Origin of the sequence: Polaribacter sp. Z014, assembly GCF_023555435.1 — a bacterium.
Lineage (GTDB): Bacteria > Bacteroidota > Bacteroidia > Flavobacteriales > Flavobacteriaceae > Polaribacter.
This window is the reverse complement of record NZ_JALCZP010000001.1, coordinates 303,378-325,934: the sequence shown is the minus strand read 5'-3', so window position 1 is coordinate 325,934 and position 22,557 is coordinate 303,378. Positions and strand designations below refer to the sequence as shown.

At 29.3% G+C, this 22,557-nt stretch carries 20 protein-coding genes; 10 read left to right on the top strand and 10 right to left on the bottom strand.

What is annotated here, in order from left to right; genetic code table 11:
- The first annotated feature begins 63 nt into the window (after positions 1 to 63).
- The 5 genes from MPF19_RS01485 (at position 64) to MPF19_RS01465 (ending at position 4,439) form a co-directional block, all read left to right on the top strand.
- Positions 64 to 393 (top strand): HesB/IscA family protein, encoded by a 330-nt coding sequence (locus MPF19_RS01485; RefSeq protein ID WP_203392839.1) that lies wholly within the window; start codon positions 64 to 66, stop codon positions 391 to 393.
- 15 nt (positions 394 to 408) lie between these two features.
- On the top strand, positions 409 to 1,857 hold the full coding sequence (sufB, locus tag MPF19_RS01480; RefSeq protein WP_249986478.1) for a Fe-S cluster assembly protein SufB: 1,449 nt from the start codon (positions 409 to 411) through the stop codon (positions 1,855 to 1,857).
- An 80-nt stretch (positions 1,858 to 1,937) separates the two neighbouring features.
- Positions 1,938 to 2,687: a Fe-S cluster assembly ATPase SufC gene (gene sufC, locus MPF19_RS01475; RefSeq protein WP_203392841.1), complete on the top strand. Its 750-nt coding sequence runs from the start codon at positions 1,938 to 1,940 to the stop codon at positions 2,685 to 2,687.
- A 141-nt stretch (positions 2,688 to 2,828) separates the two neighbouring features.
- Entirely contained in the window at positions 2,829 to 4,142 is a 1,314-nt protein-coding gene (sufD, locus tag MPF19_RS01470; RefSeq protein ID WP_249986477.1) for a Fe-S cluster assembly protein SufD, read from the top strand.
- Positions 4,143 to 4,235: 93 nt separating this feature from the next.
- Positions 4,236 to 4,439, top strand: a complete 204-nt coding sequence (locus MPF19_RS01465; RefSeq protein WP_249986476.1) for a hypothetical protein — start codon at positions 4,236 to 4,238, stop codon at positions 4,437 to 4,439.
- Between the two features lie 46 nt (positions 4,440 to 4,485).
- Here MPF19_RS01465 and MPF19_RS01460 read toward each other — a convergent pair whose 3' ends face one another.
- The gene (locus MPF19_RS01460; protein WP_249986475.1) at positions 4,486 to 5,841 is read right to left on the bottom strand and encodes a hypothetical protein; all 1,356 of its coding nucleotides are present in this window, start codon (positions 5,839 to 5,841) and stop codon (positions 4,486 to 4,488) included.
- Between the two features lie 75 nt (positions 5,842 to 5,916).
- Complete coding sequence (locus tag MPF19_RS01455) at positions 5,917 to 7,236, bottom strand: serine hydrolase domain-containing protein (protein WP_249986474.1); 1,320 nt, start codon at positions 7,234 to 7,236, stop codon at positions 5,917 to 5,919.
- A gap of 100 nt (positions 7,237 to 7,336) precedes the next feature.
- Between MPF19_RS01455 and MPF19_RS01450 the strand changes: the two genes are divergently transcribed.
- The gene (locus MPF19_RS01450) at positions 7,337 to 8,551 is read left to right on the top strand and encodes an aminotransferase class V-fold PLP-dependent enzyme (RefSeq protein WP_284041328.1); all 1,215 of its coding nucleotides are present in this window, start codon (positions 7,337 to 7,339) and stop codon (positions 8,549 to 8,551) included.
- Between the two features lie 78 nt (positions 8,552 to 8,629).
- Here MPF19_RS01450 and MPF19_RS01445 read toward each other — a convergent pair whose 3' ends face one another.
- Together MPF19_RS01445 and MPF19_RS01440 are read right to left on the bottom strand one after the other, a co-directional pair.
- The gene (locus MPF19_RS01445; protein ID WP_249986473.1) at positions 8,630 to 10,264 is read right to left on the bottom strand and encodes an SGNH/GDSL hydrolase family protein; all 1,635 of its coding nucleotides are present in this window, start codon (positions 10,262 to 10,264) and stop codon (positions 8,630 to 8,632) included.
- A gap of 14 nt (positions 10,265 to 10,278) precedes the next feature.
- Positions 10,279 to 13,134, bottom strand: a complete 2,856-nt coding sequence (locus MPF19_RS01440; RefSeq protein ID WP_203392847.1) for a TonB-dependent receptor — start codon at positions 13,132 to 13,134, stop codon at positions 10,279 to 10,281.
- 193 nt (positions 13,135 to 13,327) lie between these two features.
- Here MPF19_RS01440 and MPF19_RS01435 point away from each other — a divergent pair, with 193 nt between their 5' ends.
- Complete coding sequence (locus tag MPF19_RS01435; RefSeq protein WP_203392848.1) at positions 13,328 to 14,263, top strand: bifunctional riboflavin kinase/FAD synthetase; 936 nt, start codon at positions 13,328 to 13,330, stop codon at positions 14,261 to 14,263.
- 8 nt (positions 14,264 to 14,271) lie between these two features.
- Here the strand turns inward: MPF19_RS01435 and MPF19_RS01430 are convergent, their stop codons facing one another.
- The 4 genes from MPF19_RS01430 to MPF19_RS01415 form a co-directional block, all read right to left on the bottom strand.
- A complete protein-coding gene (locus tag MPF19_RS01430; RefSeq protein WP_203392849.1) occupies positions 14,272 to 14,712 on the bottom strand; it encodes a GNAT family N-acetyltransferase in 441 nt (146 codons plus the stop codon).
- 99 nt (positions 14,713 to 14,811) lie between these two features.
- On the bottom strand, positions 14,812 to 15,246 hold the full coding sequence (rpiB, locus tag MPF19_RS01425) for a ribose 5-phosphate isomerase B (protein WP_249986472.1): 435 nt from the start codon (positions 15,244 to 15,246) through the stop codon (positions 14,812 to 14,814).
- Positions 15,247 to 15,868: 622 nt separating this feature from the next.
- Positions 15,869 to 16,042: a hypothetical protein gene (locus MPF19_RS01420; protein WP_249986471.1), complete on the bottom strand. Its 174-nt coding sequence runs from the start codon at positions 16,040 to 16,042 to the stop codon at positions 15,869 to 15,871.
- 81 nt (positions 16,043 to 16,123) lie between these two features.
- On the bottom strand, positions 16,124 to 17,029 hold the full coding sequence (locus MPF19_RS01415) for a diacylglycerol/lipid kinase family protein (RefSeq protein WP_249986470.1): 906 nt from the start codon (positions 17,027 to 17,029) through the stop codon (positions 16,124 to 16,126).
- Between the two features lie 115 nt (positions 17,030 to 17,144).
- Between MPF19_RS01415 and rnr the strand changes: the two genes are divergently transcribed.
- From rnr to tatA, 3 genes are all read left to right on the top strand, one after another.
- Positions 17,145 to 19,370 carry a ribonuclease R gene (rnr, locus tag MPF19_RS01410; protein WP_249986469.1) on the top strand — a complete coding sequence of 742 codons (2,226 nt, stop codon included), beginning with the start codon at positions 17,145 to 17,147 and terminating at the stop codon, positions 19,368 to 19,370.
- Between the two features lie 286 nt (positions 19,371 to 19,656).
- Positions 19,657 to 20,346: a head GIN domain-containing protein gene (locus MPF19_RS01405; RefSeq protein WP_249986468.1), complete on the top strand. Its 690-nt coding sequence runs from the start codon at positions 19,657 to 19,659 to the stop codon at positions 20,344 to 20,346.
- 56 nt (positions 20,347 to 20,402) lie between these two features.
- Positions 20,403 to 20,591, top strand: a complete 189-nt coding sequence (gene tatA, locus MPF19_RS01400) for a twin-arginine translocase TatA/TatE family subunit (protein WP_203392855.1) — start codon at positions 20,403 to 20,405, stop codon at positions 20,589 to 20,591.
- Positions 20,592 to 20,788: 197 nt separating this feature from the next.
- On the opposite strand, the gene MPF19_RS01395 is transcribed toward tatA, so the two are convergent.
- Positions 20,789 to 21,658 carry a LytTR family DNA-binding domain-containing protein gene (locus MPF19_RS01395; RefSeq protein ID WP_249986467.1) on the bottom strand — a complete coding sequence of 290 codons (870 nt, stop codon included), beginning with the start codon at positions 21,656 to 21,658 and terminating at the stop codon, positions 20,789 to 20,791.
- Between the two features lie 19 nt (positions 21,659 to 21,677).
- The gene (locus MPF19_RS01390; RefSeq protein WP_249986466.1) at positions 21,678 to 22,343 is read right to left on the bottom strand and encodes a LytTR family DNA-binding domain-containing protein; all 666 of its coding nucleotides are present in this window, start codon (positions 22,341 to 22,343) and stop codon (positions 21,678 to 21,680) included.
- Positions 22,344 to 22,557 lie beyond the last annotated feature (214 nt).

Here is a 22,557-nt window from a genome sequence, read left to right as displayed (position 1 = left end):
CCTATATTTATTCGACTTAAATCGTATATTTGCCCACAATTTAGATTTAATCTATTTAAAATTATGATAAAAGTTTCAGACACAGCAAAAAAGAAAGTCATAGAATTAATGACTGACGATGGCTTTAATGCAGTAACCGATTTTGTTCGAGTTGGTGTAAAAAGTGGTGGTTGTTCAGGTTTATCTTACGATTTAACTTTTGATAACAAACAAGAAGAAAACGATAAAGTTTTTGTAGAAAATGGTGTTAAAATCATAGTCGACAAAAAAAGCTTTTTATATTTAGTAGGAACAACCTTAGAATATTCTGGAGGTTTAAACGGAAAAGGGTTTGTCTTTAACAACCCAAACGCAAACAGAACATGTGGTTGTGGAGAAAGTTTCTCTCTTTAAAAATTTAAGAAAAAGATGGCAAAATATACCGAAGACGATTTAGAAAAAGAATTAGAAACCCAAGAATATAAATACGGTTTTTATACAGATATAGAAAGCGACACATTTCCTGTAGGATTAAGTGAAGATGTTGTACGTGCAATTTCTAAGAAGAAAAACGAGCCAGAATGGATGACTGAATGGCGTTTAGAAGCTTATAGAGTTTGGGAAAAAATGGAAGAACCAGATTGGGCAAATGTTAATTACGAGAAACCAAAGTTTCAAGACATTGCGTATTATTCTGCTCCAAAAAAGAAACCTAAATTAAATAGTTTAGATGAAGTAGATCCAGAATTATTGGACACTTTTAAACGTTTAGGAATTTCTTTAGACGAACAAAAAAAATTAGCTAATGTAGCGGTAGATATTGTAATGGATTCTGTTTCTGTTGCTACTACTTTTAAGAAAACATTAGGTGAAAAAGGTATTATTTTTATGCCAATTTCAGAAGCAATTCAAGAACACCCAGAATTGGTTAGAAAATATTTAGGAACCGTTGTACCCACAACAGATAACTTTTATGCAGCATTAAATTCGGCAGTTTTTTCTGATGGATCTTTCTGTTACATACCAAAAGGTGTTCGTTGTCCGATGGAACTTTCTACCTATTTTAGAATTAATGAAGGTGGAACAGGACAGTTTGAAAGAACTTTAGTTGTTGCAGACAAAGGTAGTTATGTTTCTTATTTAGAAGGATGTACTGCACCAAGTAGAGATGAAAATCAATTACACGCCGCTGTTGTAGAGTTAATTGCAATGGACGATGCAGAAATTAAATACTCAACTGTACAAAACTGGTATCCTGGTAATAAAGAAGGAAAAGGCGGTGTTTACAATTTTGTAACCAAAAGAGGATTGTGTGAAAACAATGCTAAAATTTCTTGGACTCAAGTAGAAACAGGTTCTGCTGTAACTTGGAAATATCCTTCTTGTATTTTAAAAGGAAATAACTCTGTAGGTGAATTTTATTCAATTGCAGTAACTAATAATTTTCAACAAGCAGATACCGGAACTAAAATGATTCACTTGGGTAAAAACACCAAGTCTACCATTATTTCTAAAGGAATTTCTGCTGGTAATTCTCAAAACTCTTATAGAGGTTTGGTACATGTTGGCGCAAGAGCAGAAAATGCACGTAACTTTTCGCAATGTGATTCTTTATTGATGGGTAATGCATGTGGAGCGCACACGTTTCCATACATAGAAGCTAAAAATAAATCGGCACAAATAGAACACGAAGCAACTACAAGTAAAATTGGTGAAGACCAATTATTTTACTGTAACCAACGTGGTATAGATACAGAAAAAGCAATTGCTTTAATTGTAAACGGATTTAGTAAAGAGGTTTTAAATAAATTACCAATGGAATTTGCTGTGGAAGCTCAAAAATTATTGGAAATCAGTTTAGAAGGAAGTGTTGGATAATTAATTACCAACCCTAAAAAATATATAATTATAAAAATAATGCTTCTAGCCAAAAGCTAAAAGCCAATAGCATAAAAAGAATGTTAAAAATAGAAAATTTACAAGCAAGTATAGACGATAAATCAATTTTAAAAGGATTGAATTTAGAAGTAAAAGCAGGTGAAGTACACGCAATTATGGGACCTAATGGAGCTGGAAAAAGTACCTTAGCAAACATTATTGCCGGAAAAGAAGATTATGAAGTTACTGCCGGAACTATTGAATTAAATGGTGAAGATATTAGCGAATTAGCACCAGAAGAAAGAGCACATAACGGTGTATTTTTATCTTTTCAATATCCCGTAGAAATTCCTGGAGTTTCTGTAACCAACTTTATTAAAACGGCTATTAACGAAACTCGTAAATCTAAAGGTTTAGAAGACATGCCTGCAAAAGACATGTTAAAAATGATCAGAGAAAAATCTGAATTATTAGAAATAGACCGTAAATTCTTATCTCGTTCTTTAAACGAAGGTTTTTCTGGAGGAGAAAAGAAACGTAACGAAATTTTTCAAATGGCAATGCTAGAACCAAAATTAGCTATTCTAGATGAAACAGATTCTGGTTTAGATATTGATGCTTTGCGTATTGTTGCAAACGGAGTTAACAAATTAAAATCTAAAGACAACGCTGTTATTGTAATTACACACTACCAACGTTTATTAGATTATATCGTACCAGATTTTGTACACGTTTTATACGATGGTAAAATTGTAAAAAGTGGCGACGCTTCTTTAGCTTTAGAGTTAGAAGCAAAAGGATACGATTGGATAAAGCAAGAACTTGTATAAGTTCACAGTAAAATCAGTAGCAGTTTGCAGTAAGCAACTGCGTGTAAAATTAAGTTAAGAATAAAAAATAGTCAGTCAACAATAGTTTTATGAAAATTCATAAACTACCAACTGAAGACTGAGTACTGAAGACTGAAACAAATGGAATTAAAAGAAAAATTAATATCATCATATGTAGCTTTTGAAAACGGAATTGACATTAATTCTGATGTTCATGAAATTCGTTCTAAAGCATTTCAAAATTTTGAAGCGTTAGGTTTTCCTACAAAAAAATTAGAAGAATGGAAATACACGTCTTTAAACTCAGTTTTAAAACAAGACTATAGTATTTTTCCTAATAAGGCGAATAATATTGAATTGGCTGATGTAAAACAGTATTTTATACATGATATAGACACCTATAAAATTGTTTTTGTTGATGGAAAATACAGCTCGTTTTTATCTGAAACAACGCATGATACTGTAGATGTTTGTTTAATGTCTGCCGCTTTAACAAAGCCACAATACAAAGCTACCATAGAAAATTACTTTAATAAAATAGCAAAACAAGACAATTTAACATCGTTAAATACAGCATTTGCAAACGAAGGAGCTTATATAAATATTCCTAAAAATACAGAGGTAAAAAAACCAATTCAAATTATCAATTTTACTACGGGATCAGAAGCAGCAACCATGCTACAACCTAGAAATTTAATTGTTGTTGGAGAGAATTCTCATGTTCAAATTATAGAACGTCATCAAAGTTTAACAAGCAACCCTGTTTTAACAAATGCGGTTACAGAAATTTTTGCTGATAAAAGAGCTTTTGTAGATTATTATAAGATTCAGAATGATGATATTAACGCATCGTTAGTAGATAATACTTTTGTAGAACAAAAGTCTAACAGTGTTGTTTCTGTGCATACTTTTTCTTTTGGAGGAAATATCACTAGAAATAATTTAAACTTTTATCAAAGGGGAGAATACATAGATTCTATCTTAAAAGGAATTACAATTATTGAAGGAAAACAACATGTAGATCATTGTACTTTGGTACATCATATAGAACCAAATTGCGAATCTCACCAAGATTATAAAGGAATTTATGATGATCGTTCTACGGCTGTTTTTAATGGTAAAGTAATTGTAAATAAAGAAGCACAAAAAACAAATGCTTATCAACAAAATAATAATGTATTATTAAGTGATAAAGCAACAATTAATGCAAAACCTCAACTAGAAATTTTTGCTGATGATGTAAAATGTTCTCATGGTTGTACTATTGGTCAATTAGATGAAGATGCTTTATTTTACATGCAACAACGTGGTATTCCTAAAAAAGAAGGGAAAGCATTATTAATGTTTGCTTTTGCAAATACCGTTTTAGAAAGCGTTAAAATACCAGAGGTAAAACAACGTATTACCAAATTAATTGCAGAGAAATTAAACGTAAATATCGGTTTCGATCTTTAAGCAACACAGTTGTTTTTTTGTATAAAAAAACCACGCAATTGCGTGGTTTTTTTATACGTTTTAATTTTTGTAACTTTATAAAAACAAAAATTTATGAACAAAACAATTAAGACAGTATTGTTACTAACTGGAGTTGTACTTCTTGTATACGGAACTTACACAATGATTCAGCCAGAAACGCAAGTTTCTATTGGAGATTTAGATTTAATTAAATCTCAAGACAACACAAACTCATATATTACTATTGGACTTGGTATTGCAGCCGTAGCGCTTAGTTTGATAAAAGGAAAAAGTTAACTTAAGCATTCAACTATTTTATAAATCCATTATTCTTAAGTGATTTTTATTCTTTAATCTCATCAATTATTTGCCAACGATACTTTTCTCTTATATATTTCTTTTGCTCTCTGTTTAAATTATTATAATCTGTAGCATATCCATTCTGAGAAAATGCATCACGAAGTTCGTTAATCACCTTTTTTGAGCTTTCTAAAACCTGAAAGTATTCATAAAACGTTATCTTTTCATTTTTATATATCCTTAATGATTTCACCCCTTTTTGGAAATATTTTTTTAGTTCTTTTGATAAATCAACCTTATTTATTTTTTTTCCATTAAAAGAATACTCTCCGTTTTCTAAAATTTTTATAGCAACTTCTTTAGACCCATTTATGTTAGAATATGGTATGTAATTTTGTAAATAAACTCCTACACCTTTATTAGTTTTATAATAGAAAGGTTCTTTAGAATTTAATTTACTCGTAGCATAATAAAGCCTTCTCCCCTCTATTTTAATTAATCGTTTTTTTAGCTCGTCTACAAACTTTACTTCCAAATTTTCATCAACAAAAAGTACATATTGTACAAATGGTATTTCGGCTTCTGAAATCCATTTCCAATACTTAGATATACTTTTTTCAAAATCTATTAAATCAATTTCTTTTCCATCAACAATAAGTTTTTGATTATTAATTTCATTCGGAATTACAATATTTAAAATCAAAGATCGATGTACAATTTCCGTAGCTACTTCAGATTTTACAACATGAATATTATTCTTATATAAAACATTTTTACTTAGAATGCTTTTATTTATAAATTCATCATTTAAAATATGTATTTGTGATAATGCAAAAGAAAAAGACAGTGTAATGAATAGCGTGATAAAAAACCACTTTAATTTATGGCTCTTGAAAAACCCACGAATAGACATCCAAATTTGACCATAAAAAGCAACGAAGAATAAAATAAAAATGTATTTATTTTCTGAATAAAAATTAAATCCCTCATATCCAAAAGCTAGTAAGCTAATTAGAATCCCTAATCTTGAAAACCAACTTAGAAAAATCCAATTTGTTAGTCTTTGTTGATTAATTATTGATTTTACTTTATAATTATACTTTGATAAAAATGTTCTTGGAGTATCTAAAAAATAAGTAAGAATAAGGCTAAAAGCAAAATAAACAGCGATAAATGCAAATAAAAAATTATAAAACTGATTTGCTTTTTCTGTAATTAAAAATAACTCATAATCATGTAACAAGGCATCAAAAACGATGATTAGTTTTCTAAACAATTGAAGAAAAGAATAAAACACAACTGAAAAAACAACTCCATAAAAACAACCCACAAAAGCTTTTCTTTTAGAAATATCTAAAAAAAGGTAATGCTTCTTTTTATATGGATTTTTTAATGACATAATGTTTATTAATAATAGGGTTTCTATCTATTAGATAAATAACCCCTCACTTTGTTACGTTTTCTATGAACTCTTTTATTCAATAGAAGAAATAACACCTTTCAAAAAAGTATTTTCATCAAAATTTTTCAAACCAAAACGTACAATTACCATGTCTTGATCTGGTAAAACATACACGCGTTGTCCTTGAAAACCATCTGCATAATACATGTTTTTGGGTACATCTTTAAAATGGTTTTCTGCATTTAACCAAAACTGCGCTCCATAGGTTCCATTAGATGTTGGCGTTGGTGTCGTTATATAAGCTACCCAATCTTTGGTAAACAATTGTTCTCCGTTCCAATTTCCGTTTTTAAGGTATAAAAGTCCGAATTTACCCCAATCTCTAGCAGTTGCCCAAGAATAAGAAGAACCTACGTAATTCCCGCTTAAATCGGCTTCTAGGACCATAGAGTTCATTCCTATTTTGTCAATAAAGTCAGTATACCAAAAATCTAAATATTCTTGATGGGTTTTAAACTGCGTTCTTAAAATTCCGGATAATAAATTGGTGGTTCCAGAAGAGTAATTCCAACTTTCGTTTGGAGTACCAACTAAAGGCTTATTTTCTTGCATTTTGGTCATATCTCTTTCTAGAAATAGCATTTTTGTTGCATCAGAAATTTCTTCATAATTTTCATCCCATTCTAAACCAGAATTCATTTGTAATAAATTACTGATGGTAATATTTTTACGCTCATCATTTTGCCAAGATGCAACAGGCGCTTTGTCTTTTACATTCAATTTTCCTTGATGTTCTAAAACTCCATAAACAGTGCTTAATAAACTCTTTGTCATAGACCAACCCAATAATTTTGAGTCTTTATGAAACCCATCTGCATATTTTTCTGATATAATTTGATCTTTATAAATAACTACAACCGCTCTTGTTTTATTTATTGAATCAAACAAAAAATCAACAGATTCATCTATTTTATCATAATCTACATTTTTAAAAATAGTATCTTTTTGTGGTGCATTTCCATAGGGATAAGGTGTACTATTATCTGATTTTGATCTTTTAGGCACTAAATAATCTGCAGTTTCATCACCTTCCTCTAAAGTTAATACGGCTCCTAAACCTTTTCTATAAACAGCTTTTCTAGTTAATAAACCAAAAGCAGAAGACGTAGCCGTTTTCTTTTTTAAATCAACTTCGTCAGAAGCCAAATTAACGGGAGAAAAATCATTGTCCGTTCTATCGGTAAATTCTAAAGTTCTGTTAGCCACATAAACAGAAGAAGCAATGTTTTTAGCGGAATAACCCGATAACATATTCAACTTTGGATAATTATAAATTACCGTAACTAAAAAAAGTATCAATACTAAAAGTAGAATTCGTTTAAATATTTTCATCAGAAAAAGAGTTTAGTTATGTAAAAATAAGAAAATCATATTGGCTTTCTTACAAGTTTAAAAAATCAACCTTTATCTTTGTGTTTTAAATTGATTTTGTATGATAAATGTTGATAAAATTAGAGAAGATTTTCCAATTCTAAAAAGAATGGTTCACGGAAAGCCTTTGGTTTATTTTGATAATGCTGCCACTTCACAAACACCACAAATTGTTATTGATACCATTGTAGATTATTATAGCAATTACAATGCTAATATTCACAGAGGTGTGCACACTTTAAGTCAAGAAGCTACAGATAAATATGAACAAGCACGTATTAAAATTCAGAAACATTTTAATGCAAAAGAAGCATATGAAATTATATTAACTTCTGGTACAACAGACAGTATTAATAGAGTTGCTGCTGGTTTTGCATCACTTTTAAATACAGGTGATGAAATAATTGTTTCTGCCTTAGAACATCATTCTAATATAGTGCCTTGGCAAATGTTGTGCGAAAAAACAGGCGCAATTTTAAAGGTGATTCCTATGTTAGAAGACGGTTCTTTAAACATGGAAGCGTATCATAATTTATTGAATGAGAAAACAAAATTAGTTTTTTGTAACCACGTTTCAAATGCCTTAGGAACGGTAAACCCTATTGAAGAAATTATTACTGCAGCGCATAAAGTAAATGCGGCTGTTTTAATTGATGGAGCTCAGTCTACACCTCATATTAAGCCAGATGTACAGGCTTTAAATGTTGATTTTTATGTGGCTTCTGCTCATAAATTATGTGGTCCAACAGGTGTTGGAATGTTATATGGTAAACAAGAATGGTTAGAAAAACTACCTCCTTATCAAGGTGGTGGAGAAATGATTGCTACCGTTACTTTTGAGAAAACTACCTACGCAGGTTTGCCTCATAAATTTGAAGCAGGAACGCCAAATATTTGTGGAGGAATCGCTTTTGGAGCAGCAATAGATTATATGAATGCAGTTGGTTTTGATAATATTGCTGAATATGAAAGTGAGCTTTTAGCCTACGGAACGCAAGAACTTTTAAAAATTGAAGGCTTAAAAATTTACGGAACTACAAAAGACAAAACAGCTGTTATTTCTTTTAATGTGAATGATATTCATCCTTATGATATTGGTTCTATATTAGATAAATTAGGTATTGCTGTAAGAACCGGTCATCATTGCGCACAACCTATTATGGATTTTTATAAAATACCAGGAACTATAAGAGCTTCTTTCTCTTTCTACAATACAAAAGAAGAAATAGATGTTTTAGTTGCAGGAGTAAAAAGAGCAGTAATGATGTTATCATAATTACTGACTTAATAAAACAAAAAAAGGTTAAGAATTAAATTCTCAACCTTTTTTTATGCTTAAAATTTTATTTATTTTTTATTGTAATGATGGCGAATAGTTTGTAGGATACTCTCCTGCTTTTGCTAAACCATTTGTAGCTATCGTAAAATTAGAACCATATTGGGTATCTATAGCCGCTAAAATTTTATTAGCCATTAATGCATATCCTCTTGTTGTTAAATGAATTCCATCTAAACTTATTAAACCACCCGTAACTAAATTTGAAGTCATTGTATAATTGTCAAATAGAACTCCGCTTGTTGAAGCTTCATTTAAAATAGCATTTAAATCTACAAAAGCTAATCCTTTTGCACTAGCAACACTAGCAATTGTAACATTATAGCCATCTGTAGCCGTTTTAATTTCTAATTGTTCTTCTGGTGTTAACACCCATTTATCTGCTAACGGAAGTGTTACTCCTTCTGCAGAAAACTGACCAGCTAAAGCTTGTGGCAACCCTTTACTCATTAAAAATTGTAAAGAAGTAGTATTTACTTTACCTATTATTCCACTACTAGATAACACTATTAAATCTTTTGCAGTTGCAGGTCTTGCTTGTCCATAATATTGACCAAATAAAGAAGCAACTAATGGAGCAGCTTCCTTAGTAAGTCCGAATTGCTCAACAAAAGGAACAAAAGTAGAGCTAGATAGTAATCCTCCAGTAATTTGAGCAGAAACATCTGTTAAACTTTCATCTTTTATTACAACTGGATTTGTATTTTCTAAAGAAAATTCAATAATTCTATCTGTCTCACCTAAAGCTGTAAAAACTCTATTTATACCTCCGTAAACAGTGTTTAATGTAGGTATTTGAGCTTTAAGAGCCGCCCCTGTATCTTTATCATTAGGATCTAAAGGATTAAAAGGTACCGTTGTAAAATGAGGTAAATCTGTAATATAAGGCACATTGGTAATAACTCCTTCAGGACAAACGGCTGTTAATTGATTTACCATATCATTAAAAACAAAATTGAAAGTTGCTATTGGTGTAATTGGGTCTGTTCCATCTCCTCCAGAAGTAGCATAACCTAATACATCATTTCCTCCAATTTCTGATAATGTAAAAAATGTTGGGTTTTGTGCAATTGCATATTCTAACATAGAAACGGATGGGGAATTAGCCATTCGTCCAAAATATGGGTTTAAACTTGCATAACCATTATAATCTATATGTGTACTTTTTGCTCCTGGCACTCCAACATTTGTAAAAATACTACCGTCTGCAGCCAAACTTTCTCCTGCATTTGTAGTTATTGTTGGAACTGGTGCACCTAAACCTGTTAAAAATTCATTTAACCTTTCTGGAGTTGCTCCATTAAAAATTAATCGATATGATAAATCATCAATTCCAGGAATTGGAATTATCATACCACCGGTATTATCATTCATTAAAGGTTGATTAAAATCTCCTCCGCCAGCCGCTTTAAATTTAGTTGCTAAGATATTTGGAAAAGAGTTTTCTTGTGCTGCTTTAAATAAAGCTCCGTCTGTATAACCCGCAGTAAAAGAAGCTCCAAGAGAAACATATTTAGATAAATCTAACCCATTTACATTTAATTGAACTTCAGGTACAACATCTGCTTCAATTTTATCTAATTCATTATTTACATCACAAGATGTAAAACCAAGTGTTAAAAGAAACAATCCTATATATTTATAATTCTTCATTAAATTTTGTTTTTTTAGTTATTAATTGTCCAAGAAATGTAGTACTGAGAACCAATTGCACCAACACCTGGCGCACTTAAATATTCTTTACCTGTTAAGTTTGCTCCTCCTAATTTAAATACAGATTTCCAAGAAGGAACGCTGTAGTTAATTTGTGCATCTAACACTGTTCTAGAAGCAATTGTTGCATCTAAGAAAGTAGATTCCCATCTATATTTATCTTGCCACCTTGCATTGATATTAAAACCAAAGTTTTTAAACAATTCTCTTTTACCAAATTGTAATTTTACTTTATGCTCTGGAGTATTAAATCCTGCTTCAAAATCTGGATCAGAAGCTTGGTCAAAATCAAATTTAGCAAACGTATAGTTTAAGCCTAAGTTAAAGTCATTAAAAATCTTAGTATTTAAACCAATAGTTGCTCCGTAAGAGCTTATGTCTGCCGCAGAGTTTGTATACGTTTGAAATGCTACAAAATCTCCACTACCTAAAGCAACTAAAGACAACGGAACAGCAGCTCCACCCGGTCCTACTGGTGCTGTTTGTGTCATAGCAACATCTCCATAAAAAGGAACTACCACATTTTTATTTGCTATAAAATCTTCATATTGATTGTAATACACACTTAAATCTACGGTAATTTTATTAGTATCACCTGTATTTACCAAACCTCTATAACCAACTTCAAAAGCAGTTACTCTTTCTGGTTTTACCAAAGCAACATTTGCAGCGGTTGGAGCTGCAATTTTACCTGCAGCAAAATTTTGAACAGAGGTTGCAGAAAAGGCATTTTCATATGCAGATCTACCTGACACAGTAGTAGTACCAGAACCTGTAAAGTTTTGTCCTGTTCCACTAACAATTAATGGCTGTGTAGTATATCTATCTAAATTATCTGGTGCAGAACCCACTAAATAAGCTCTTCCTGCATTTAAACCAATGTATTGGTCTTGTGTTGTTGGGTTTCTAAAACCTGTTTGAAAAGAAGCTCTAAAGTTTTGATTTTTATGTTCCCCACCAGCATAGGCAAATGAAACTCTTGGAGAGAAGTTACCTTCAAAATTTTGTGCTTTGTCATAACGAATAGAAGCGGTTACTTTTAAACGGTCTTCTTCTAAAAATTTCTTTTGTGCCTGTGTGTATACACCATATTCATTATATTCTATTGGACCATCATAATCTGTAAAAATACTTCCGTTAGAATTTAAAGAATACAATCTGTAAGAACCTCCTACTTGAAACTCTGCCCAATCTATATAATCTTGTAAATTAAGGTTACCATCTGCATGGTAATATTTTGTATTATCTTGAAATTTGGCTCCTGTAGCTAAATCTGGATCTGAGGTTACTTTATCAAAAGCAGCTTCAAAACCAGCTGTACCAGGAAGTAGCCTTCCTGTTTCTGCCGTTTGTCTTGCAATTGCATGTGCTTGATCTGCATTTAAACCTGCTAAGGTTCCTTGTACAAAGGCTCCTGCATATTGCCCAAACCAAGTATTATCATCTTTCCATTCTCTATTAATATTAATAGCAGCAAAACGGGTATCATAAGAATTACCCGCATCTTCATTTGTTACATATCCTCTAACAAAGAAATTTTTACCTTTCAATTCTAATTTATGCTGCTCCATAAAGAAGTCTTTAATATTGTATCTATTGGTACCTTGATAGATGGTATTACCAATACCAAATTTAGAATTCCATATAATTTCTAAACGATCATTACCCCAAGGGCGATAATTTAAAGACCCAGCAAATTTTACACTTTTTGCTTCGTAAGCCATTAAATCTCTTTCATTATATCCAGTTCTACTTATACTTTCATTAGGCACTAGTGCAGATGCTCCTGCTGGTAAAATACCTAAACCTTCTAAAGTTTGTGCAACCCCTCTTAAGTTTGTAGAAACCTCATCTCCATAAATATTTAAACCATCATAGTTTCTATCAGAATTTCTATCTCCAGAAGCATACACTCCATCTTTTGTATTTCTATAATCTGTTGCATGCCATTCTTCTCCTTTTAAATAAGATAAAGTAGCTTTTGCTGCAAATTTTTCAGAAAAAGCATAGGCCATTCTAATGTTAAAATCATAAAATTCATTGTCTCCTGCAGCCTCTTGACTTGTCATTCCTGTTTTTAAAGAAACACTAATTCCTTGATCATCAAAAGGGTTTTTACTTGTCATAAACATAATACCATTAAAGGCATTTGCACCGTATAATGCAGAAGAAGCTCCTGGTAATAACTCTACAGTGTTTACATCTAATTCAGACATTCCTAATAAATTACCCAATGCAAAATTTAATGCTGGCGAAGAATTATCCATACCGTCTACCAACTGCATAAAACGAGTGTTTGAAAAGGTTGCAAAACCACGTGTGTTTACAGATTTAAACGTTAAACTATTGGTATTTACATCAACTCCTTTTAAATTTTCTAAACCGTCATAAAAAGAAGGTGCAGAAGTGTTTTTGATAGCTCTACTATCCATTCTTTCAATGGTAACTGGAGACTCCATAATTCGTTCTGGAGTTCTAGAAGCAGAAACTACTATTTCATCTAGAGAGGTTTCATTCTCTAATAAATTAACCATTACTTTTTGGTTGTTTTTTGTAATTTCTACCTTTTCTACATGAAATCCTAAAACAGAAATTTCTAAAGTAAAAGGCGGGTTTTCTGAAACATTAAATACAAACTGACCATCAAAATCTGTGGTTGTTCCTAAAGCTTTTCTAGAAATCTTAATGTTTGCACCAGGAATTGTTTCTCCTGTTTTAGCATCTGTAACAGTACCTGTAACCGTGGTTTGACCAACCATTGCTACACTACTAAAAACTATAAACGCAAGAAGTATAATTTTTTTTATCATAATTTGATTTTTTTGTTAGTTAAATGCAAAATACAATTTTTTTTGAATAATTCAATAAACAGGTATTTATTTTAAGGTTTTAATAAAATATAGCTCATATATTATCAAATATAAATTTAAAAATCTACACTTTCTCTTATAAATAAAAACAGTTAGTTATTGTACATTTGTACAACATAAAATTAATTTTTATTTGAATACAATTCAGAATATTTCTAATTTTTCTACTTCAGAAAAAACTTACGTAACCATTGGTACTTTTGATGGGGTACATTTTGGGCATCAAAAAATTATTGACAAGTTAGTTTTAGAGGCCAAAAAAGCGAATAGAAAATCTGTTTTACTTACTTTTTTTCCGCATCCTAGAATGGTATTACAAAAAGATACTACCATAGAATTGATTAATACAATTGAAGAGCGTGCAGAATTGCTAAAAAAAACAGGATTAGATTACTTAATTATTCATCCTTTTAGTAAAGAATTTTCTAAAATGACTGCACTTGAATTTGTGCGTAATGTTTTGGTAAATAAACTGAATATTTCTAAATTAATCATTGGCTACGATCATCATTTTGGAAAAAATAGAGAAGGTAACATTGTACAATTAACAGCATATAGCCATTTATATGATTTTGTTGTAGAAGAAATTCCGGCACAAGATATAGATGATGTTTCTGTGAGTTCTACCAAAGTAAGATCTGCTTTAGCGGAAGGAAATATAGAAACTGCTAACAATTATTTAGGCTACAATTTTATGCTTAGTGGTACTGTTGTAAACGGAAAAAAATTAGGTGGAAAAATTGGCTATCCAACAGCAAATATTGATGTAAAAGAATCTTATAAATTAATACCTAAAACGGGTGTTTACGTTGTAAAATCTACCATTAATGATAAAACCGTTTTTGGAGTGATGAATATTGGAAACAGACCAACGGTAGATGGAACTTACCAAACTATTGAAGTTCATTATTTTGATTTTAACCAAGATTTATACAACCAAAACTTAACCATAGAATTACTTCATTTTTTACGTGATGAAAATAAGTTTAGTTCCATTGATACCTTAATTGTTCAGATTAAGAAAGACGAACAAACTGCAAGGGATTATATAGCTAATAATATTAAGTAAATTTCTAATTATTTTCTATCCATTCTAATATGCGGAATACCATCTTCTAAGTACTCCTCACCTACTTGAATAAATTGATGCGTTTCATAGAATTTCTTTAAATATTTTTGAGCAGAAATTGTAATTTTATCCACTTTAAAATCATCTTTAATAGCTTTAATAGAAGCTTTTAATAAATCGTGTCCAAAACCGTATTTTCTTTCTGAAGCAGCTACTACTACCCTACCAATACTGGCATTTTTAAAATAATCTCCTGGTTTAAAAATACGTGTATACGCCACAATTTTATGATCTTTTAAACCAAAAACATGTAGCGCTTTTTGATCTTTAAAATCTACATCTTGGTATACACAATCTTGTTCTACCACAAAAACTTCCGATCGTAATTGAAGTATACTATACAATTCTGTAGTATTTAATTCTGAAAAAGATTTTATTTTGAAATCCATGTTATATCAATTTAAAAGAAAAAATCACTCGATCTAATAGTTAGGTCGAGTGACATTTATTTATTTTTTATAAATTTTGTATCAAGAATATTTTAATAATTATCCAGCGCAAGAAATTTTATTTACTCTATCTCCATGTCTACCACCTTCAAATTCTGTAGAAAGAAAAATATCTACAAAACCCAATGCTTGTTGTAAAGACACAAAACGTGCAGGAATTGTAAGCACATTAGCGTTATTATGTTGTCTTGTTAATGCAACCAATTCATTATTCCAACATAAGGCAGCTCTAATACCTTGGTGTTTATTAGCGGTCATTTGTGCCCCGTTACCAGAACCACATAAAATAATTCCCATTTCTGCTTTACCACTTTCTACAGCATTTGCTGTTGGATGTATTGCATCCGGATAATCCATAGAATCATTTGTGTCGGTTCCAAAATTTAGAACTTTATACCCTTTTTCTTCTAAATGTTTTATAATTTCGAATTTGTATTCTGTACCTGCGTGATCGTTACCAATGGCAATTGTCATAATAAATTGATTTTAATTGTGTTGTGGTCACAAAAATACAGAAACTAACGGTTATCAACAGTTATAAACAATCAAAAAAATAACTTTTTTAATAACCTTTTAATTTTTAACTCTTTAGCTATGTTAGGTAATTGTTAAGAACTATCAGTAAACTTTTACAAGTAAATTTGGTAATTTAAATAATTATTACAATACAGCCACTACTGTGACATACACAACTTTTTTTATGAGTTTTTGATAAAAGTTTATCAACATAAAATTAACCATTTGTTTACATCGATTTGGTTGTTAACTATTAAGAATTTTAAGTTCATTACTGTTTATAACTATTGTTAATAACTCTAATTTTAAATTGATTTTTAAGCTTTTAAGTAACTCATAACTTGTCAATGGTTTTTAATAACTGAAATATAAAAATAAAAAGTGTTTTTTTTATAGTAGCTATTCACACACTATTATAACCATTATTGTTTTTTTAAAATTTATAAAAGAAAAATAATTATAATATAGAATGTTGATAACTGTTGAAAACGAAAAAAAGAGTTTCCTTTTAAAAATTAGAATTTAAGATTTAAAAAATAAAAATAGGGTAGGAGATAATAATATTAGGAGTACATAAAATTTAAACAAGTTCCTTTTCTGCTTTTAAAAGAAACAAAGTGTCTTTTTTAACTGCTACAGTAGTTTTTTGAGTATCAAATTTATTCAACGAAGTATTTACAGTTATTGCAGTACTAAAAATACCTACAATAAATATAAATAAGAATAATGCAATAATTTTACGCAGCTTTTTCATCTTAATAGATTGATACTCTTGCTATATAGACGTATAATTATTTAAAAATTACAAAATATTTAACATTTTATTAAGAAAAAGTTAATTCACCACAAAATTTATGGCTTTTTCAATAATTTTCACGGATACTTTTCCGGTATCAATCACTTCTCCATCTGCTTGAATAAAAGGTTTTGAGGTTTGTGGAATTACAGTTATCTCTTTCGTTTTATACGTTTCAATTTTTTTATGATGTACAATTGTACCAGAGTATAATTTAGGAAGATTAAAAATTAAATCTAAGATAGTGAGGTTTTTAGCAATGGTAATATCTAATAAACCATCGGTAGTATTTACATTTTTTGTAAACTGCATTCCGCCACCAGAAAATTTACAAATACCAAAAACAGTCATTAAACAATTAGTTTCTAGTATTTTATCATCAAAAATAATTTTAAACACTGTTTTTTTATAAAATAATAACCCCGCTATTCCGCTTAATATATAGGCTAAAGAGCCAAAATTTTTTAAAGTTTTAAGTTTATTAACAATGTAACCATCATAGCCTAAACCTGCTACATTATTAAAAAAAACAGTTTTATTATCAGTTTCTAAAACACCAATATCTTGTAAAGTAATGTTCTTTTTATGAATAATTTCAATTGCTTTTTCTACGTTATTAGGTATGTTATACGTCTTTATCCAATCGTTACCAGTTCCCTGTGGAATTACAGCAATAGTTATATCAGAAGTTTTTGCGTACCTTTGCGTCATTATTCCGTTAACTACGTTATGTAGTGTTCCATCTCCACCAATCGAAATAATATTTCTAAAACCTTGTTGAATTGCGGTATTCACCAATTCAATTTCGTGTTTAGAAAATTTTGTAAAAGCAAAAGAAAAGTCTATTTTCTTATTGTTTAATAATTGTTGAATTTCCTTCCATTGTTTAGAAAAATTCCGATTTCCAGAAATAGGATTTGCAATTATAAACCAAGATGTAGACATAAAAATAATAATTAAAGTAAGCCCAAAATACAATAATAGATTGATAACTATTTTTTAATAGGCAATCACAGTAAAAATTTGTAATTTGGTATCATATAATAAGAAGTAAGAATTAATGACAAAAAAGAAGAAAAAAATATATAAAAAGAAAGGGAATGTTGTAAAAGACTTAACCAGAAATATATTTAAAGTATTAAAACAAGACAGCGAAAAATCTTATAATCATAAGCAAATTGCTGCAAAATTAAAAATTTCTGATACGGATGGGAAAACCCAAATAATTAAGAAATTAGCAGAATTAGCTGTAACTAAAGAAATTAAAGAAGTAGAAAGAGGTAAGTTTCAAGTTAATCTTGATAGAAAATATTCTATTGGTACTTTAGATGTAACTTCTACCGGAAATGGGTATTTTGTAACAGATGATTATGAAGACGATATTTTTATACCAAATATTAATTTGGGTAAAGGTTTACATAATGATACTGTAAAAGCGTATGTTTATAAAAGACGAAGTGGAAAAAAATATGAAGCCGATGTTGTAGAAATTATTGAACGTGCAAAAACAGAATTTGTAGGTGTTTTACAGAAAAGTAAAACCAAAAATTTTGGTTTTGTAGTGCCAGATAATAACAAAATGTACGCAGATATTTTTATATCTGAAAGTAAATTAAATGGGGCAGTAGACGGAGATAAAGTGCAAGCTACTTTGTTAGATTGGCCTAAAAATTCTAAAAATCCTTTTGGAGAAATTACCACAGTTCTTGGTAAACCAGGAGATCATAATACAGAAATGCATTCTATTTTATTAGAATATGGTTTGCCATATGAGTTTGAGCCAGAAGTAGAAAAAGAAGCAGAATCGTTATCTACAGAAATTACAGAAAAAGAAATTTCTAAGCGTAGAGACATGCGTAAAGACTTAACTTTTACGATAGATCCTAAAGATGCAAAAGATTTTGATGATGCATTATCATTTACAAAATTAGAAAACGGGAATTACGAAATTGGAATTCATATTGCAGATGTTTCGCATTATTTACAACCAAAAACTATTTTAGACGATGAAGCTTATAAAAGAGCAACATCTGTATATTTAGTAGATAGAGTAGTGCCAATGTTACCAGAAATGCTGTCTAACGGAGTTTGTTCTTTAAGACCACATGAAGAAAAATTAACTTTTTCTGCCGTGTTTGAATTGAATGAAAAAGCACAATTAGTAGGTGAGTGGTTTGGTAGAACGGTAACGTATTCAGACCAACGTTTTGCGTATGAAGAAGCACAATCTATTATAGAAAATGTAAAATTATCTGATGATGTTCAGCCATATACAATGCCAGAAGATATTTCTATTACAGATGAATCTTATGTGGTAGCACCAGAAGTTGTAGAAGCTACTTTAAAATTAGATGAATTGGCAAAAATTCTTCGTAAAAAAAGAATGAAAGCTGGAGCCATTTCTTTTGATAGGGTAGAGGTAAAATTTAATTTAGATGAAGAAGCAAACCCAGTGGGTGTTTTCTTTAAAGAATCTAAAGATGCTAACAAATTAATTGAAGAATTTATGTTGTTAGCGAATAGAAAAGTAGCGGAGTTTGTTGGTTTTTCTAAAGGAAAAGCAACAAACAAAACATTTATTTATAGGGTACATGATGAACCAGATGTAGAAAAACTGGCTTCTTTAGAAAATATGGTTCGTAAGTTTGGGTATAAAATTAATACGGATACCAAACAAGCTATATCAGATTCTTTAAATAAGTTATTAAGTGATGTACATGGTAAAGCAGAATCTAACATGATTGAGACTTTAACCATTAGAACCATGTCTAAAGCTGTGTATACAACTCAAAATATTGGGCATTATGGATTGGCTTTTGATTATTACAGCCATTTTACGTCACCTATTAGACGTTATCCAGATGTAATGACACACAGACTGCTTCAACACTATTTAGATGGCGGAGATAGCCCAAAAGCAGATCCTTATGAAGAAAAGTGTAAACATTCATCCAACAGAGAAGAATTAGCTTCTAAAGCAGAAAGATCATCTATTAAATACATGCAAGTAAAATACATGCAAGATCATAAAGATGAAATTTTTGATGGTGTTATTACAGGAGCTACCGAATGGGGTATTTATGTAGAAATTTCTTCTAATAAATGTGAAGGAATGGTAAGACTTAGAGATATAAAGAGTGATCATTATATTTTTGATGAAAAACAATATGCAATTATTGGTCAAGCTTCTAAAAATATGTATCAATTAGGTGATGATGTTAAAGTAAGAGTTAAACATACAGATTTAGAAAGAAAGCATTTAGATTTTGCTTTAATAGAAGATTAAATATAAAATTGTAATAACAGGTATATATCCAAGTATTTAATTTACAGATAATTGTGTCAAAATTAAAAATAGTTGTTTCAGAAGCACACTTCTTAGCCTTGGATTGAGTTTGTTGATTAAATTTTTGATATAGAATTCCCGCAGCTGCGGGAATTTTCAATATAAATAATGAAATTTTACTACTTGAGAGGTAATAACTTTATTATTTTTGCGACAATAAAAAGCGTAAAAAGTCTTTATAGTGGTATACTTATTGATTTTAATATAGTAATCAAATTTTAAAATAATGAAAAAAATAATATTTATATGTGCTCTTATGTTAAGTTATATAACAATTGCACAGACAATGGTAACTAAAAATTTAGGAGATTATTCTGAATTGAAAGTGTATAACGGAATAGAGTTAGAGTTGATAAAATCTGCGGATCAAAAATTAGAAATTACTGGAGAAAAATCTGAAATGGTAAAAATTAAGAATGTAAATAACACCTTAAAATTATCATTACCATTTTCTTTAAAACCAGAAAATAATGCTGCAGACGGCAAAATTTTAATAAAACTATATTACAATAAAAATATAGCTATTATAGATGCAAATGAAGGTGCTACTATTACTGGTAAAGATGTAAATCAAGATAAATTAGAAGTAAAATCGCAAGAAAGAGCTTTTATTAATCTAACATCTAAAGTTAAATATTTAACGGTTAGGACGTCTTCTGGAGGGATTATTAAACTTACAGGTAGTGCAGAAAGCCAAGAAGTAGATGTAGATTTATATGGTGTTTATAATGGTTTTGAAATGAAAATTTCTGGTAATTCTAATATTTTAGCAGGAACAGGAGCAAAAGCAGAAATTTTAGCAGGAAAATCTTTAAGTGCTAAAGTAAGTTTTGGAGGATCTATATTTTACAAAGGAAATCCGGAAGTTGTTAAAGATAAAAAAGTAATTGGAGGTATTATTCAAAAAAGAAATTAACAACTGTTGCTATAATATGCTTTTTTGTATATTTGCAACATTAAATTAAAGAAAACATGTATAGTTTAGCAACAAATTTTGTATTCATTGGTGGTCCACAATTAATCATTATCGTAGTAGTAGTTTTACTATTATTTGGTGGAAAGAAGATTCCGGAATTAATGAAAGGTTTAGGAAGTGGAATTAAAGAGTTTAAAAATGCTGCTAAAGAAGAGCCGGAAGAAAAATTAGAAGAGAAGAAGTAAGTTTAATTTACTTTTTATAAATAAGAAAAGCTCAATTTGTATAAAACAAGTTGAGCTTTTTACTTTTGAATTAAAAAAATCCCCCAAAATTTTTAATCCATTTTTATCTGAGTCAAATATATATATGTTCTATGATATAAATAAATATTTGTTATAAACAGGAAGGTTTTAGGGATATTTGGGATAAATGGGAATACTTATTGTAACCATCTTAGTAAAGATTGTTTAGAAAAACTTCTAGAAACAGGAATAGATATAGGAATAAATTCTGATTCTAATAAATAACCTCGTGCATTACCCGAAATATCTGTTATATAATTTACATTAACAATATAACTTTTATGACATCTAATAATTTTAGAGTATTCTTTTAATTCTGTGGCTATTTTTGTTAAAGTAACTCTTAGTATTTTTTCTTTTAAATCATTTTCTTGTAATAAAAAGAAACTTGCATAGTTTCCTTGAGAAGTAACATAAACTAAATCATCTATATTAAAAGTAATAACTTCTTTTCCATTATCTGAAGTAATAGAAATTTCACTGGCAAGTTTTTTAGAAATATCAATTTCTTTTTTTATTTCTTTAATTTCTAAGACCTTTTTTTCTCTTCTTTCTCTTATATTTTTTTCATTGATAAAAACAAAAAAGGTTAAAGGAATTAGAGTAATTAAAAACATGTAAGATAGAAATTCTAAAAGACCAAATTTTCTTAGGTTATAAGATGCTGTATATAGATTACTAAAATACCAAACAATAATTCCCATAATTGTAATACCTACCGCCATTAAAAATAGATTTCTACCAATAGTCCAATTATCTTCATTAAAATAATCTTTAAAAATAAGTGCTGGTATATATAAAATAAGAAAAGTAGATATAAAGGCTATAATACCCATACCTAAAGTATATTCTAAAATAATTATTTTAAATAGATTTAAATAAAACGGTCTAAAAATATATAAAAAAAGGAAGATGAATAACCCAAGAGAAAAACTTACTTTAAGTTTAAATTTTATAGATGGATTAAAATAATAAGGCATTGTGAGCCATTTAATAAATTTTTTCATAGAAAATTAAATTTTTAAATTAGCCAATAATTTTTAGAAGTTCTTCCTTTTTAAAACTTCTAGAAACCGGAATTTGTGTTGTTAACAATGTAGATTCTAAATAATATCCTCTGGTATTTCCTTTTAAAGAGTAAAAAAAAGAAGTGTTTATCATATAAGATTTATGACATCTAAAAAACTGAGGATGACTGTTTATTTGAATAAAAATTTTAGATAAAGTATTTCTTAACACCATTTCTTTTATTCCATTTTTAGTATTTAAAAAGACACTTGTATAATTACCTGATACAGATGCATAAACTAATTCATCAATATGTATTGTTAAATTATCTTTTTTATTTTCGGAATAGATTGTTATTTCTTGTGTCTTTGTTTCATTAATTTGTTCTTTTATATTGCTATTTTTCTTGCTCTTAAATACTGTTATTCTATCGTTTAAAATATAAATAGTAGCTATAGATAATATTGCTAAACTAGCAGAATACTTATAAAAAAGTAAAAAAGATAATTTTACCAAACCGGTAATATCCTTATAAATACCGCTAGAAAACCATAATATGTAGCTATAAACTATAATAAAAAAAAATAAAAGAAAGGTAAGAGAAGTTAAAGTCCATTTTTTATAATTTATTTTTTCTAAGAGTACAAATAGTAAAAAAGGAATTATAAAAGTTAAAATACCCATTAAAATAGTATAACCAAATAAAAGTTCTTTTAAAAGGTATAATTTAAATGGTTTAAAAACATTTAGAAATATAAAAACTAGTATTCCATGAAATATAGTTATTGGTAGCTTATTTGATATATAAGTTTCTAAATTAATTTTTTTTTTATAGAATTTTTTAATCGTTTTAATCAAGGGGTTATTTTGGGTAGAAATATAATAAATATTTTGGAAT